At 37.1% G+C, this 15,925-nt stretch carries 16 protein-coding genes and 1 riboswitch; of the genes, 12 read left to right on the forward strand and 4 right to left on the reverse strand.

The genetic code is table 11. The features are described from left to right. The first annotated feature begins 16 nt into the window (after positions 1-16). Together SB679_RS19340 and SB679_RS19345 are read left to right on the forward strand one after the other, a co-directional pair. On the forward strand, positions 17-1,009 hold the full coding sequence (locus SB679_RS19340) for an NADP-dependent oxidoreductase (RefSeq protein WP_410703970.1): 993 nt from the start codon (positions 17-19) through the stop codon (positions 1,007-1,009). Beyond that, positions 1,002-1,505 carry a cupin domain-containing protein gene (locus tag SB679_RS19345; protein WP_410703971.1) on the forward strand — a complete coding sequence of 168 codons (504 nt, stop codon included), beginning with the start codon at positions 1,002-1,004 and terminating at the stop codon, positions 1,503-1,505. Before SB679_RS19340 ends, SB679_RS19345 begins: the two co-directional genes overlap by 8 nt. A 213-nt stretch (positions 1,506-1,718) precedes the next feature. Here SB679_RS19345 and SB679_RS19350 read toward each other — a convergent pair whose 3' ends face one another. Both SB679_RS19350 and SB679_RS19355 read right to left on the reverse strand, forming a co-directional pair. Then, a complete protein-coding gene (locus SB679_RS19350) occupies positions 1,719-2,180 on the reverse strand; it encodes a thioredoxin fold domain-containing protein (RefSeq protein WP_410703972.1) in 462 nt (153 codons plus the stop codon). Continuing rightward, positions 2,177-4,246 (reverse strand): TonB-dependent receptor plug domain-containing protein, encoded by a 2,070-nt coding sequence (locus SB679_RS19355; protein WP_410703973.1) that lies wholly within the window; start codon positions 4,244-4,246, stop codon positions 2,177-2,179. Before SB679_RS19355 ends, SB679_RS19350 begins: the two co-directional genes overlap by 4 nt. A 119-nt stretch (positions 4,247-4,365) precedes the next feature. On the opposite strand from SB679_RS19355, the gene SB679_RS19360 reads away from it, so the two are divergent. The 7 genes from SB679_RS19360 (at position 4,366) to SB679_RS19390 (ending at position 11,992) form a co-directional block, all read left to right on the forward strand. Next, positions 4,366-5,517, forward strand: a complete 1,152-nt coding sequence (locus SB679_RS19360) for a homogentisate 1,2-dioxygenase (RefSeq protein WP_410703974.1) — start codon at positions 4,366-4,368, stop codon at positions 5,515-5,517. Positions 5,518-5,574: 57 nt separating this feature from the next. Continuing rightward, positions 5,575-6,849 (forward strand): acetyl-CoA hydrolase/transferase family protein, encoded by a 1,275-nt coding sequence (locus SB679_RS19365; RefSeq protein WP_410703975.1) that lies wholly within the window; start codon positions 5,575-5,577, stop codon positions 6,847-6,849. 140 nt (positions 6,850-6,989) lie between these two features. Next, the gene (locus SB679_RS19370; RefSeq protein ID WP_410703976.1) at positions 6,990-7,772 is read left to right on the forward strand and encodes a hypothetical protein; all 783 of its coding nucleotides are present in this window, start codon (positions 6,990-6,992) and stop codon (positions 7,770-7,772) included. A gap of 241 nt (positions 7,773-8,013) precedes the next feature. Next, positions 8,014-9,144, forward strand: coding sequence for a 4-hydroxyphenylpyruvate dioxygenase (gene hppD / locus SB679_RS19375; RefSeq protein WP_034710537.1), 1,131 nt, complete (start codon positions 8,014-8,016; stop codon positions 9,142-9,144). Positions 9,145-9,215: 71 nt separating this feature from the next. Then, on the forward strand, positions 9,216-9,677 hold the full coding sequence (locus SB679_RS19380; RefSeq protein WP_410703977.1) for a hypothetical protein: 462 nt from the start codon (positions 9,216-9,218) through the stop codon (positions 9,675-9,677). A gap of 146 nt (positions 9,678-9,823) precedes the next feature. Next, entirely contained in the window at positions 9,824-11,071 is a 1,248-nt protein-coding gene (fahA, locus tag SB679_RS19385; protein ID WP_410703978.1) for a fumarylacetoacetase, read from the forward strand. Positions 11,072-11,170: 99 nt separating this feature from the next. Continuing rightward, positions 11,171-11,992, forward strand: coding sequence for a flavin reductase family protein (locus SB679_RS19390; protein WP_410703979.1), 822 nt, complete (start codon positions 11,171-11,173; stop codon positions 11,990-11,992). Positions 11,993-12,065: 73 nt separating this feature from the next. Here SB679_RS19390 and SB679_RS19395 read toward each other — a convergent pair whose 3' ends face one another. After that, complete coding sequence (locus SB679_RS19395) at positions 12,066-12,278, reverse strand: hypothetical protein (RefSeq protein WP_410703980.1); 213 nt, start codon at positions 12,276-12,278, stop codon at positions 12,066-12,068. A gap of 100 nt (positions 12,279-12,378) precedes the next feature. Continuing rightward, positions 12,379-13,218 (reverse strand): alpha/beta hydrolase family protein, encoded by an 840-nt coding sequence (locus SB679_RS19400; protein WP_410703981.1) that lies wholly within the window; start codon positions 13,216-13,218, stop codon positions 12,379-12,381. 280 nt (positions 13,219-13,498) lie between these two features. Between SB679_RS19400 and SB679_RS19405 the strand changes: the two genes are divergently transcribed. The 3 genes from SB679_RS19405 to SB679_RS19415 are packed head-to-tail and all read left to right on the forward strand — an operon-like array spanning position 13,499 to position 15,690. Continuing rightward, the gene (locus SB679_RS19405) at positions 13,499-14,272 is read left to right on the forward strand and encodes a HipA family kinase (RefSeq protein ID WP_410703982.1); all 774 of its coding nucleotides are present in this window, start codon (positions 13,499-13,501) and stop codon (positions 14,270-14,272) included. After that, a complete protein-coding gene (locus tag SB679_RS19410; RefSeq protein ID WP_410703983.1) occupies positions 14,259-14,642 on the forward strand; it encodes a DUF3037 domain-containing protein in 384 nt (127 codons plus the stop codon). The genes SB679_RS19405 and SB679_RS19410 overlap by 14 nt, the downstream gene beginning before the upstream one ends. Positions 14,643-14,664: 22 nt before the next feature. Next, positions 14,665-15,690 (forward strand): prolyl oligopeptidase family serine peptidase, encoded by a 1,026-nt coding sequence (locus tag SB679_RS19415; protein WP_410703984.1) that lies wholly within the window; start codon positions 14,665-14,667, stop codon positions 15,688-15,690. Positions 15,691-15,769: 79 nt separating this feature from the next. Continuing rightward, a riboswitch (TPP riboswitch) is annotated at positions 15,770-15,863 on the forward strand. Positions 15,864-15,925: the final 62 nt, after the last annotated feature.

The following is a 15,925-nucleotide window of genomic DNA, read 5'->3' on the forward strand; positions in this document are numbered from 1 at the left end:
ACTTCAAATTACCATTATGAAAGCAGTTATTCTCAATACAAATTTTCAACTGGAAAACGGTTTTACCGAAAAGCCTCATCCCAAAAGCAATGAAGTTCTCATTCAGATAAAAGCCAGCGGTTTTAATCCCATCGATTATCAGATGCTTGAAAATGAACTCGAACGTAAGCTGATAAGCTCACCTATTCTAGGACGTGAATTATCCGGAATCATTGTGGAAACCGGTGATAAAGTCACCCATTTTACCGTTGGTGATGAAGTATACTGTGGTTCCGGTTCTATGGGAAGCAACGGCTCTTATGCCGAATACATTGCCGTTCCCGAATCTATCGTTGCCTTAAAACCCAGCAATATTTCCTTTGAACAGGCCGCAGCGATTCCATCGGTAGGGATGACAGCCCTTCAGATTTTTAACCGACTGTCATTAGATATAAATACGAATCTTCTAATTACCGGAGCCACCGGAGGCGTGGGATCTTTTTTAATTAAACTTCTATTAGCGAATCATTACAACAAGATAATGGCAACCGTCGGCACTGAAGAAAACAGAAATATTCTATTAAAAATGGGACTCAACAACCATCAGATCGTCAACTATAAAGAAGATAATCTCGCTGAAAACCTTCTGAAAGCAAATAACAACCTGCCCTTTGATATTGGAGTTGACCTCGTAGGAAATTATATGTCTGAAATTACGGCAGAAGTATTGAAAATTAATGGTTTCTACTTCGATGTCACCGCTCTAACCAATCCCGAATCCCGTGAAATGCTGTTCAATAAAGGAAATGTGATTGTCAACATTTCCAATTATGCCCATAGCTTATCTAAAAATTACGCGTATTATAAAAACAGTCTGAACGAGATTTCAAGGCTCATTGAAAATAATATCATTGCTCCTCCAAAGTACAAAACAATAGGAAACCTTTCATTGGAAACCGTTCTTAAAGCACAATCTATGCTTAAAAACAACCAAACTCAAGGAAACAAATTAATTATGACTCATGAATAAAATACCAAGACGCATCATCACCGGAATTCAAAACGGAAAATCCACCATTATTGAAGATCAGCAAGTAGAAAATGCGGTGGAACACTTAAAAGGACTGATCATTTCTGACGTCTGGAATACTCAGCAAACGCCCGCCAGTCTAGATTTGGAACAACGAATTCCCAATACCGGATTTCCGCAGACTCCAAAGAACGGAACCTATTTCCGGTATGTTTCTATCCCGCCTGATAAAGATCTGGGCGTTGAATTCAAAGCGGGTGAGCCTCACCCGATGATGCATCAGACACCCACATTAGATTATATTATCATTCTTTCGGGAGAGTTGTATTTAATCATGGAAGAAGGTGAAACCCTGTTGAAGCCCGGAGATATCGTTATTCAAAGAGGAACCAACCATGCGTGGAGCAACCGGTCTGATGAGCCTTGTATTCAGCTGGCTGTTTTAATAGATGCTGCTGAGGCTGAAAATTCAAAGATTGAAAGATTGAAACGTTAAAAGATTTAACCATAAAATAAATCTGCTCTATCTCCAAGATCTGCGTGCTATTGATTATTCTCTAGCGGATTGAACAAATTTAGCAGATCAATAGCTCATTATTTAGAAAGATTACGCTGAAAATATTTACATTATAAAAACCTGCGTCATCTCCAAGATCTGCGTGCTATTAATTATTCTCTCGCGGATTGAGCAAATTAAGCAGATCAATAGCTATTGATTTGAAGCAGAAATTTCCAACAGTTTCTGCTTCATTTTTTCAGGGGTAAAAATACCTTCATGATAATACAATAGCTGCTGATTCTTATCCAAAAATATCCACAGCGGATAAACGGGTTGGTTTCTATGCTGAGATAATGTTAAAGCCAGTTCATGAATTCCGGAATTTCCATTAGGCAGATAATGAAAATATTTCCCTTGAAAATGGATCGTATTTTTAGTCTTTTCTGCTTCAAATTGAATGACATAAAAATTTTCGTTAATCATGTTGATCAGGTCTTTATCTTTCTCTATCGCATGTTTTTCAATCTTGCAGATCCCACACCAATCTGTATACACATGGATGATGACAGGTTTTTTATTTTGTATCGTTTCAAGCTCAGAAAAAGTGCCTGTCTTCATCTGTGACAGACAAAGACAGGGCACCCACATTAAAAATAAAATTAAGATTCTCATTTCAGAGTATATTTTACACCCAAAAATCCTCGGATTCTTTGCATCGGTGCATAGCCGTATGTCGTATCGAAAGTATAATGATTGGGATTATTTACAGGATCATCAACGTTTTTGTCAAATGGATCAAAAGGTCTCATCAACGGATCTTTAGGCGTGAAGTTGAACAGGTTTTTAATCCCGCAGTATACTTCAAACCCAGAGTTGAAACTTTTAGAAACCTGAATATTGGCCAGGGAATACCAGGGAGAATATTCCGGACGGAAATCATTGGGCAATACAGGCAATCTCATCGGACCATAGAACTGACCTGTAAAATCCACGGTGAATGCATTCGGGAATTTATAGGTCATACTGTAAGTTCCACTCCATTTGGGGGCATGCAGCTGGCAGATTTTTTCATTTTCACCCTCTAATTTCTGATATACATCTAGGTAGGTGACTCCCATATTGACGCTTAAAGGAAACCCGAAACTGAAATCAATATTCATAGAAGCTCCCTTTGAAATTCCATATCCATGCAGGTTATCGTAAATGATCTTATCAGGATCCGTATCAAAATCACCTACAATTTTATTACTGAAATAAGTATAGAATGCCGAAGCATCCAGATTCACCATCTGCCCGCCCACAGGAATTTTCCAGATATAATTTAAATTTCCATTGACCGATCTTTCAGGCTTTAAATTAGATTGAATGACTACTTCGCGGGAACCCGTTAAAGCAGCATGGTCTTCCGTAAATAAATTCACCACCCGGAAACCTGTTCCGAAATTAAAACGCAGCGTGTGAAACGGATTTGGAGAAAATTTCCATGCCAGCCTCGGTGAATGAACGGAATGATGGATCTTATCGTAATCAAATCTGTATCCCAGCAACAAAGTGTTTTTATCATTAATTTCCCACTGATCCTGGATAAAGGCGCCCCAGATCGGAGATTTCATCGGTTCATTGGTAATTCCGTCTGCAGTCATTGTTCCCGGCGTATTGTCATCATAAAATGTTCTTTTGAAGGTAATTCCCGCTATCAGATCGTGCTTTCCAAACTTTTTATTCCAGTATGTCTGTGTAAAAGTCACTTTTTGGGTCGCATCAAACGGATTTGCACCATAAAATGAATTCTGGTCATGGTAATTATAGGAAAACTGGGTCACAATTTGTTCTTTCAAAGGCCATTGATAGACTCCGAACGCCTCTGTCCTGTTCGTATAGATGCTTTCACCATATACCTCATTGCTTCCACGGTAGCTTTTATTCCACTGCATTTCACCACCAAAACGGTCTTCATATAAATACCTCAGTGCAAAACTCGCCTGCCGGTTTTCTTTCCTTTTAAAATTCCATTTATTGAAGACAGAGATTCTTTTCTGCAGGGCAGCGTCGGTAAAATTGTCTTTGTTCTGATCTATCTTTTGACTGTAATTAAAATAATTTACACTTAGCAGAGAAGCTGCATGGTTGCCAGCCTTAAACTTGGTGGATACATCCAGGTTATTTTCACCCCAGGACGTCGTCATTAGGTCTACACTGAATCTGGGAGCTGTGAGCGCATTTTTCGTAATAATATTAATCACTCCTCCCATTGCTTCAGAACCGTACAGTGAAGATGCAGGTCCTTTTACTACTTCAATTCTGTCTACCAGACTATTAGGGATTCCACTTAATCCATATACGGTGGAAAGTGAGCTTACAATCGGCATTCCGTCAATTAAGATCATCGTATAAGGCCCTTCCAATCCGTTGATGTGGATATCTCCGGTATTACAGACTGAACAGTTCAGCTGAGGTTTTACTCCGTTCACCATCGCAATAGCTTCAAAGATATTCGGCGTCGGATTTTTCTGGAAAAACTTTTGGCTGTAAATTTCTACAGCCACCGGGCTTTTGGATCTGCTGACCGGTTTTATTGTTCCCGTCATGACAATATCATCAATATCATTGGTGGTTACCTTTTTCTGTACAAAAGCTGTAGAATCATCTTTTTTGGTAGTCTCTGTTTGTAAACTGTCTGCTTCCTGTGAGAAACACCAGCAGGATATAAAAATAAAAAATAAATATATTTGTTTCATGAAATAATAATTGTTAGACAAAACTAACAATTATTTTCGAATTACAAAACACCATGATAAATGTCCTTGAAAATTATTCGCCAAAAATTATTAAATTTGAGAAACATATAAAGGTAATCATGCGATATAATCAATCCGGGAATATCCCACCAAAAAGACATACGATTTTTAAATCTCCCGAAGATAAGTTCTACTATGAGCAGCTTTTCGGCACAGAAGGCTTTCATGGTATTTCTTCTTTACTCTATCATATTCACCGTCCTACACAGATAAAATCCATTGGAGAACCTAAAGATGTAACACCGAAAATTGCCGTTGAAAAAAATGTTACTCCAAGAATGTTTAAGGGCATGAATGTAACGCCGGAAGACGACTTTCTGGACAGCAGAAAAATTCTTCTGATGAACAGCGACCTGAAAATGGGATTAGCTAAACCAAGGCATTCTATGGATTATTTCTACAAAAATGCTGAATGCGATGAGCTTTTATTTGTTCATGAAGGAAGCGGAGTGCTAAAAACATTTGTCGGAAACCTGGAATTTTCTACCGGAGATTATCTTATTATTCCAAGAGGTACAATTTATCAGGTTGAGCTAAAATCTGAAGGCACCGTATTTTTTGTATTAGAAAGCCACTCTCCCATCTATACTCCGAAGAGATACAGAAACGAATTCGGGCAGTTGCTTGAACATTCGCCATTCTGCGAAAGAGATATCGTTGCACCTACCTTTTTTGAACCGAAAGATGAAAAAGGAGAATTCTTAATTAAAGTAAAAAAAGAAAATCAGATCACCGATTTCATCTATGCCACGCATCCATTCGATGTCGTGGGATGGGACGGATATTTTTATCCTTATAAATTCAATATTAAAAATTTTGAACCGATTACCGGAAGAATTCACCAACCGCCTCCAGTTCATCAGAATTTTGAAGGACATAACTTTGTGGTGTGCTCATTCTGTGCAAGGATGTATGACTACCATCCGCTGGCTATTCCGGCTCCTTATAACCACTCTAATATCGACTCTGATGAAGTGCTGTTCTATACGGAAGGAGATTTCATGAGTCGTAATCACGTTGACCTGATGGACTTCAGCCTGCACCCGGGCGGTATCGTTCACGGACCTCATCCGGGAGCAATGGAAAGAAGTATCGGTAAAAAACTCACAGAAGAATATGCCGTAATGGTTGACCCTTTCCGCCCTCTGAAAATTACAGAAGAAGCGATGAAAGTGGAAGATCCTACCTACAAAACTTCATGGCTGGAATAAGATAAAGCACCATACCGTAAGAAAATTTCATAAAAAATAGTATCAAAAAATTTCAATATGTACGATTATATAAGTGCAGAAGAAGCTGTATACACTGTAAAGAGCGGAAACCGTGTGTTTTTTCATGGAAGCGCATGTACCCCGAATTACTTAATTGATGAATTGGCAAGACAATCTCACAGACTACAAAATGTCGAAATGGTTTCCATTACACAACAAGGCGCTGTAGAAATTGCAAAACCAGAATATAAAGATAGTTTTTTTGTTAACTCGTTATTTGTTTCCACACCGGTAAGAAATGCAGTTAATTCCGAAAATGGAGATTATGTTCCTATTTTTTTAAGTGAAATTCCAATTCTTTTCAGAAAAAATATTTTGCCGCTGGATGTTGCATTAGTTACCGTTTCTCCTCCGGATAAACATGGATTTTGTACACTGGGAACTTCTGTAGATGTTGCCAGAGCAGCAGTAGATACTGCAAAAATTGTTGTGGCCATTGTCAATCCTTTGATGCCAAGAACTCACGGAGACGGAATGATCCATATCAGCAAGATCCATAAGCTGGTATGGCATGAAGAGGAACTGCAGACCGTAGATTACGGGGCTAAAGTAGGTCCTGAGGAAATGCTGGTAGGGAAAAACGTAGCAGAGCTTATTGAAGACCGGTCAACCTTACAGATGGGAATCGGAACGATTCCCGATGCTGTTTTAAAATGCCTTACCAATCACAAAGATCTTGGCGTCCACACAGAAATGTTGAGCGACGGAGTGATTGATCTGATACAAAATGACGTTATCAACAATAAATATAAAGGCTACAACGATAATAAAACGATCACCAGCTTCTGTTTCGGGACAAAAAAACTGTATGATTATGTGGATGATAATACTGTTTTTGCCTTCAAGGATGTAAGTGATGTCAACTTCCCGATCAATATTATGAAGAATAAAAAAATGGTAGCGATTAATTCTGCGATTGAAATTGACCTTACAGGACAGGTTTGTGCAGATTCCATCGGGACTATGCAGTATAGTGGTATTGGGGGACAAATGGATTTTATGAGAGGTGCTGCTTTAAGTGAAGATGGAAAACCTATCATTGCCATTACCTCCAGAACCAAAAAAGGAATTTCAAGGATTGTCCCTTTCCTTAAACAAGGTGCAGGTGTTGTAACTACCAGAGGACATATTCATTATGTGGTTACGGAATACGGAACAGCTTATCTGTATGGAAAAAACCTGCGTCAGAGGGCACAGGAACTGATCAGTATCGCGCATCCTGATGACAGGGAAATGTTGGAAAAAGCAGCATTTGAAAGATTCAGGCATTAAGCCAATGAGAATGAAGTTTTTAATGAATATCTTCTATTTCATTGAAAAAAAACGTATTTTTAACTTAGCAGAAAGGAATCATGAAAAAGTCTTAAAATTTTGGCAGTATTTTTGATAAAACCCTTTCTAAAATTTGGAAATTGAAGACGATATATAATTCGATACGAGAGGAGGTCGCAAAACATTCAAAGGTAAGGAATTCGGTTTTGGGAAATGTTAAGGAATGGAAAAGGAGCCATTATATTATTCTTTCCGAAATCATCAAAGAAGAATTATCTGAGTCTGAAGAACTCAAAGGGAAAAGAAAATTTGAAATAGGCAACACTATATCTCATGTTACCCTGCAGCGTTTTTTTGAAAATGACTATCAGGATAAAACCCATAATGATCTACGTTTTTTAAAAACGCTGGATAAAATATGCATATTTTTGGGATATAAAGATCTCAATTCCTATATACAGTCTGTAAAAGAACTACGAAAGGATAACACTCAGGAAAGTGAGCATGAATTTCTTACCCAGATCGTTTATAATTATTGTGCTACCGTTTTTGAGTTTTATAAAGAATTTCCCAATCATAAAACTACCCTTTTCAAAGACCTGGTATTTAATGATTCTCCCTTTTTAGAAAGAGCTTCACAGTTCAGCAAAGAATTATGTGACAGGGATTTTCAACTGGTGACGAAAAACAATCGATCCAACTATGAAGTATTTGACATTCATCTGGTTACCGATGAACCCGATAAAAAAGTATTAGAATCCCAGGAATTCTGGAATCTGCTGTTTAAAGTAGGTGAAACGGGTGAAGAACATTTTGTCAATCAATTGAACACTCAGATATATTTTATCCGGAAAATAGATAACGTCTGGAAAATATGGGATAATTACAACCCTGATGCCGGAAGGTTAAATAAGAAAAATTAATCGATATAAAAATTGAAAGCCGTAGAAATCTACGGCTTTCAAAATTTCGAAATGTTTCCCCACTTGTCTTTTGTTAAACAAATATATATAACTACTTTGTGAGATAAGGAACTTAAACACACTTAAACGAACTCTTCTCTGTTTTATGTTAACTATAATTCAAGGATTGGCTAGTAATATTTTCGTCATCTCTAAGATTTTTGTAATTTGCATACCATTAAAATAAAAGTAAAGAGAAAATATGTCAACACTTACATTTGCCGAAAAAATTGCTCAAGCAGAGAATTTTTTGCCAATTAATGGTACAGATTACATTGAGTTTTATGTAGGAAATGCTAAACAGTCTGCTCATTTTTACAAAACCGCTTTCGGTTTTCAGTCTGTAGCATACGCCGGTCCTGAAACAGGAGTAAGAGACCGCGCATCTTATGTTCTTCAACAAGGAAAAATAAGATTGATCTTAACCACTGGTCTTACTTCCGAATCCCCAATCAGTGAACACGTAAAAAAACACGGTGATGGAGTAAAAGTTTTGGCACTTTGGGTAGATGATGCTTACCAGGCTTTCGAAGAAACAACAAAGAGAGGCGGAAAGCCTTATTTGGAGCCTGTAACATTAACCGATGAGCATGGTGAAGTAAAAATGTCCGGAATCTACACCTACGGGGAAACCGTTCACATGTTTATTGAAAGAAAAAATTACACAGGTCCTTTTATGCCTGGGTATCAGAAGTCGGAAAGTACGTATCAGCCTGAAGAAACAGGTTTATTGTATGTAGACCACTGTGTAGGAAATGTAGGCTGGGACAGAATGATCCCTACTGTAGAATGGTATGAAAAAGTAATGGGGTTTGTAAACATCCTTTCTTTTGACGACAAACAGATCAACACAGAATATTCTGCTTTGATGTCGAAAGTGATGTCGAATGGAAACGGTTTTGCAAAATTCCCTATCAATGAACCTGCAGAAGGTAAAAAGAAATCTCAGGTAGAAGAATACCTTGATTTCTATGAAGGAGAAGGTGTACAGCACATCGCTGTAGCAACAAAAGATATCATCCATACCGTAACGGAATTAAAAAAACGTGGGGTGGAATTCCTTTCAGCGCCACCTGAAGCTTATTACAACATGGTTCCGGAAAGAGTAGGCCACATCGATGAAGACCTTAAGAAGCTACAGGATCTTGGCATCCTAATTGATCATGATGAAGAAGGTTACCTTTTACAGATCTTTACAAAGCCTGTAGAAGACCGTCCTACCCTTTTCTTTGAAATCATTGAAAGACATGGAGCTCAAAGCTTCGGAGCAGGAAACTTCAAAGCATTATTTGAAGCATTAGAGAGAGAGCAAGAGAAAAGAGGTAATCTCTAATTTACAATATAACTATTGGGTTTTGTCAGGATAATAAGTTCTGACAAAACTTTTTTTATAAAACACATGATATGAAAAAATTATTTATCGGAATTTTATTTTTTGGAGCATTGGGTGTAAAAGCACAATACGGATCAATAAATGAAATTCTCACTATTCTGGAAGAAAAAAAAGGCATTAATCAACATCTGGAAAATGTAGATATTGACAACAAAAAGTTTGTTTTCATTAAAGATTCAGATGACCATACAGAAAGGGATTTTATTATTATTAAAGGAAAAAATGCCACCTATGTAGAAGTTTTTGATGATAAAGCCACCGGGGAAAGCAGTTCCAATGTTTTCACAGGCGATATTATCAGAAAAAAGAATATTGTTTCTTTACGGGCTGATATGCTTGAAAATAAAAAAGTTCCCCTTCCGGTCACCAAAACTTTACTGCTCACCAAACAAAAAGATATTTTGTATCTCATTGATGTCAACACCAAAGACCGGTGGATTGATGAAGCATCTTATTCTAATTCTAAAAAATAAGGGTAAGAAAATACTTGTCATTTCCTGTATAGTGAACGCTGTCCCAAATCTTCAGTCTTTGGACTGAAAGACGAAGTAAATTTCAGGCATTGAACAGTAAAACTTAACAGATTTATATTTTTAAATCTTAACTAAATTACAATCTTATGAAATCATTTGTAGAGTATTCCTCGAATTCAGATTTTTCTATACATAATATTCCTTTCGGAGTAGCCGTTTTTAATAAAGAATATATCGGATGCTGTACAAGAATCGGCGATCAGATTATTGATCTTGCGACCTTGTATGATCTTAGTTATTTTGAAGATATTGAAGGATTAGATGACAATATTTTTGAGGCGTATACCCTGAACGAATTTATTGAACTGGGAAAACCAATAACCAATGCCGTGCGTGCTAAAATTCAGGAATTATTACAGGAAGGTTCCATCTTGTCTAAAGATCAGAAAACCATCGAAGATGCTTTCTATGATTTGGATAAAGTGAAAATGATGATGCCTGTACACATCCCGAATTACACGGATTTTTACAGCAGTATTGAACATGCAACGAATGTTGGAAAAATGTTCCGCGATCCGGCCAACGCGTTATTACCTAACTGGAAACATTTACCGGTAGGATATCACGGAAGAGCATCCTCTATCGTAGTTTCCGGAACAGACATCAACCGTCCGAAAGGTCAGACAAAACCTGCAGATGCTGAAAAACCAATTTTTGGCCCTTCAAAACAACTGGATTTTGAATTGGAAATGGCATTCATCATCAACAAAAATACAGACATGGGAGAAAGTATTTCTACCCAGGAAGCTGAAGATGCTATTTTCGGAATGGTGGTTTTCAACGACTGGTCTGCAAGAGATATCCAATCTTGGGAATATGTTCCGCTAGGACCATTTTTAGGTAAAAATTTCGGTTCATCAATTTCACCGTGGGTGGTGACTATTGAAGCATTAGAACCTTTCAGAACCGCTTCTCCTGTTCAGGATCCTGAAGTATTAGACTATCTTAAATTTGATGGAGATAAAAATTATGACATCAATTTAGAAGTATACTTACAGCCTGAAAACGGTGAAGAAAATCTGATTTCTGAAAGTAATTATAAATTCATGTACTGGAATATGGCTCAACAACTGGCACATCACACGGTAAACGGCTGTAATGTAGAAGTGGGTGACCTGTATGCAAGCGGTACCATCTCCGGAACCGATCCAAAATCTTTCGGTTCTATGCTGGAATTGACTTGGAGGGGTCAAAATCCTTTATCATTAAGCAACGGTCAGGAAAGAAAATTCATTGATGATAACGATACTGTTACCATGAAAGCCTGGGCTGAAAAAGATGGAGTGAGAGTTGGTTTTGGTGAAGTTTCCGGTAAAATTATTCCTACAAAATAATCTTTAACCACTTAAGTTGATTAAGTTAAATAATAATGAAAAATAAAGTCACTTTAGTCTTAAAAACATTAAAGTAACTTTTGTGGTTAACAAGAAAATATGAAAACAGTAATTCCATCCGAAATATCAGCCGTACAGCTTCAAACGATCATGCAGACTGCCGTGTCACCACGACCGATTGCTTTAGCTTCTACGATAGATAAAGACGGTAATCCTAATTTATCCCCGTTCAGTTTCTTTAATATGTTCAGTACGGTTCCCCCAATTTTGATCTTTTCTCCAGCGAGAAGAGTTCGGGATAACACGACTAAACATACGCTGGAAAATATTCAGGAAGTTCAGGAAGTTGTTATCGGAACCGTTAATTTCCCGATTGTACAGCAGATTTCCCTTGCCTCTACTGAATATGAAGGCGGAGTAAATGAATTTATTAAAGCCGGCTTAACCATGAAAGATGCAGATCTGGTTACCCCAAAACTAATAGAAGAATGCCCCGTTAATTTCGAATGCAAAGTATTGGAAATAAAACCTTTGGGAGATCAGGGCGGAGCAGGAAATTTAGTTATTTGTGAAGTTCAGAAAATCCACATCAGAGAAGAATATCTGGATGAAACAGGAAATCTGGATCAGAAAAAACTGGATATGGTTGCCCGTTTAGGAAGCAACTGGTATTCAAGAAATAATGAAAACAATCTTTTTGAAGTTCCAAAACCATTGGTAACAAAAGGAATTGGCTTTGATCTTCTTCCGGATGCAATCAAATACAGCAAAGTTTTTACAGGAAACGATCTGGGAATGCTTGCGAACGTAGAAATTTTACCTTCCGAACATTGTCATGAAGATGAAAATACTCATCAGAATGCTCAGAAATTATTACTGGAAAGTAAGATTGAAGAAGCCTGGAAGATTTTAATTAAATAAAAATTTCAAGTTGCAATCAACATAAAAGGAGTGAAAATTTTTCACTCCTTTTTTATTTCTTAATAGAAAACATTTAGTAACAGCATTGCCAACGTCCATTAGCATTCTTACTTTCTGTACCAAAATTAGGAGCAGCACACGGTGGTACAATACATCTTCCTGAGCCATCGCTCAGATAATTACTGTAGCAGCCGCTTGCACATATTAAAACCTTGTCTCCTCCTGCAATTTGCTTTTGCTCTTCTCTGCTTAATTTCTGACCATTTTTTACGTTTGAATTTTTCATAATAATTTGATTTTTTGGTATTATTAGTTTTCACTAATATAGGAAAAATAAACAAAATCAAAACAAAATACTTAAAATTCAATACATTAAAAGAAAATAATTACATTTTTGCTTTAATAAATTCAATACACTTTTCTGTAACTATATTCAGATCTTTTGGTAATTCATGTTCTTTCCAGGGTTCTTTTGCTCCAAAAGTATGATTGGCATTTTCCACTAAAAACAATTCTGAATTGGGGTGCAGTAAATGAAGGTGTTCTGCACTTTTAACGCTTACACTTTCATCATTGGTTCCATGAATAATCAAAACATGGGCTTTTGCCATTTCAGTAGCCCTTTCGACATCAAACTTGTGAGTATCTTTTTCAAAATCCTCATAGAACTGATAATAATGAGGCATTTCCTGCTTGGTTCTTCCGTTCACTACATAATACACTCCTTTTTGTTTCCAGCTTTCCAGTGCTTCATCCTTCGGGAAACGTTCTAAAGTATCAACGCTTGCCAATGTAATTAAGCCATTAATCCTTTCATCTTCGGCAGTGGTAATAATAGAAATTCCTCCTCCCCTGCTGTGACCGATCAGAACTATCTTTTGGCCATCAACTTTAGGATCCTGATAAAAATGGTCAATCACCACTTTAAGATCAGACATTTCTTTAGAATAATTATTGTTTCCGAAAGCTTCCAGGTCGGCAAAATCATGAGGGTTTTCAACCGTGGTTCCGTTATGGGAAAAATTAAACTTTACAAAGAAAAAACCTGCACGGGCAAATTTTTCCGCCATCAGATCCCAGGCACCCCAATCTTTGTACCCTTTATACCCATGAACAAATATGACCAGAGGTAATTTTTCGCCTGCTTCCGGATAATAGGCATCGGCAAGAAAATCTTTAGTTTCAGGATTTGAAATGAGGATGTTTTTATTTTTAGTGATATTCATATTTTTATTTTTCTATTATTTTAATTTTGGCTAATCGCCAAGACGCTAAGTTTTTATTTTAATTATGTTATTAAGGCGCAAGAAAATCACAGATTTTCATTTTAGCCGTTTTATTTTAACCTTTTATATGCAAACTCAAACAATTTTATCGAAGATAAAATCCTTGCATCTTAAAACGTCCTGCTGAAAAATTATTTGCGCCTTTGCGATTACCAACCAATTTTCATTTAAAAATATTAAAAGTTAAACTAAACACAAAGTAAAATCTTAATTTTGCAGTATGTTGGATTTAAGAACGGTAACCGTAATACGTTATATTCTGCCACTTCGCGAGGGAGGCTCACTTCCCGCGTTGGCAGAAGCTGATGACGATTTTAAATATGTCCTGAAATTCCGCGGTGCGGGTCATGGCGTAAAAATGCTGATCTCGGAACTTCTTGGCGGAAAGATCACAGAAGCTTTAGGACTGCAGATTCCCGAGCTGGTTTTTGTGAATCTTGATGTTGATTTCGGAAGAACAGAAGCTGATGAGGAAATTCAGGATTTACTGAAATTTTCAGAAGGACTGAATTTAGGACTGCATTATCTTTCCGGCTCTATTGCCTATGATCCGAGTGTAGCAATAGATCCGCTTTTAGCTTCAAAAATCGTTTGGCTGGATGCCTTTATCACCAACATCGACCGTACTTTTAAAAACACTAATCTTCTGATGTGGCATAAAGAGTTATGGGTAATCGATAATGGTGCGTCTTTTTATTTCCACCACTCCTGGCAGAACTTTGATACGGCGGCTAAAACGCCTTTTAAATATGTAAAAGACCACGTTCTCCTTCCGCAGGCTAAGATGCTTGATGAAGCAGATCAGTTCGCTAAAAAAGTATTGAATGACACTATTTTCAGGGAAATCGTTAATTTGATTCCTGAAGACTGGCTACACTGGAATGATGCCGATGAAACGCCTGAGCAGATCCGCGAGATCTATTTCCAGTTTTTGAAAACACGATTAGAAAATTCTCAAATCTTTGTAAACGAAGCCAAAAATGCAAGAGGATAAAATATACGAATATGCCGTAATACGCCTGGTGCCTAAAGTTGAGAGAGAAGAATTTTTCAATATCGGGCTGGTAATGTTTTCCAAAAAAGAAAAATTCATCCGGGTAGATTATTATTTATGTCCGGATAAATTCAGGCTGATGCACAGCAAACTGGATTATGAAGATATCATTCAAAACCTGGAAAGCTTTCAAAAAATTGCACACGGTGCCAAAGACGGCGGACCGATCGCCCAACTGGAAATTCCGGAACGTTTCCGCTGGCTGACGGCTGTAAGAAGTTCCGTCGTACAAACTTCAAGACCTCATCCGGGAAAATCTAAAGATCTTGAAAAAACGTTTGGTAAACTTTTTGAGGAGTTAGTAAAATAGCTACTCTTTAAAAAAATATCATATGAAATCATCATCAAACAGCATATCAATCTACAGGTTTTCCATAAACCTGTTTTTTGTTTTATTTCTAAGCTTATTTAATTTAAGTTTTTCTCAAAACATCATTGAGCCGAAAACACCTAAAAGCATATTGCTTCCTGAAAAGGCAACGGTATCTGAAAATATAGTATACAAGACGGGTGAACATGGGAGTTCGCTAGCACTGGATATTTACCGGCCAAAAGATATCTCCTCCGAAAAACTTCCGGTTGTAATCTATGTGTATGGCGGCGGATGGGTAAAAGGCGATAAAATGATCCGCTCTGAAACTTATATTGAAGAGATGATTCTAAAACTGATAGAAAAGAAATATGCCGTTGTCGCTATTAATTATACCTTATTGAATAAAGACACTCATTTCCCTCTTCCTTTGCAGGATACCAAAGATGCAGTACGATGGGTAAGAAAAAATGCGGAAAAATATAATTTTGACACCAATAATATTGGATTCTTCGGAGCTTCATCAGGTGCGCATCTTTCTATGATGGCAGCATATACTCCGGATAATGAATTCATCGGAAGCCCGGAGCTTTCGTCCTATTCTTCAAAAGTAAATTATGTTGTAGATAATTTTGGACCGGCAGATCTTAATACCCTTCTTCATACCCGTACCGGCAAAATTCCGGTTTTTTTCATTGGATTGATTTTTACAAAGAAAATAATAACGTTAAGAGAAAACCTCATCGATGGAATTTCCGGGTATGATATTAATAAAGACAAGAGAAAAGTAGTTCAGTATTTTAAAACAGTATCTCCTGTTACCTATGCTGAAACTGGTGTTCCTACTTTGATTGTACAGGGAGACAAAGATAAAATCGTTCCTTTACAGCAGTCGAAAAAGCTCAGTAAAAAATTGACAAAAGCGAACATACAGAATTCCCTCATCATTGTGAAAGATGGAATTCATGGTTTTGGAACGACAGATAAAACCTATCTGGACGAACTTACCGATAAGATGGTTGATTTTATTGTTTCACAGCGTAAATAAACCGTTAAACCTTTTAAAACGGAAGTATTCCAGCATCAATGCTGCCAGTTTTGTTTACGAGGATAATTTTTATACATTTGTTTTGCTTTAGGGGTATTCTGAAAAAGAATTGAGAGAGTCCCTTTGAACCTGATACGGCTTACACCGACGTAGGGAAAAGCAAAAAGACATTCTTTTGCAATGGACTTTTGTTTCGGATTTTTTCCTAAAGCTATTTTTATTTTAATCAATAACA

It is taken from the genome of Chryseobacterium sp. SIMBA_029 (assembly GCF_046535275.1).
Taxonomy (GTDB): Bacteria; Bacteroidota; Bacteroidia; order Flavobacteriales; family Weeksellaceae; genus Chryseobacterium.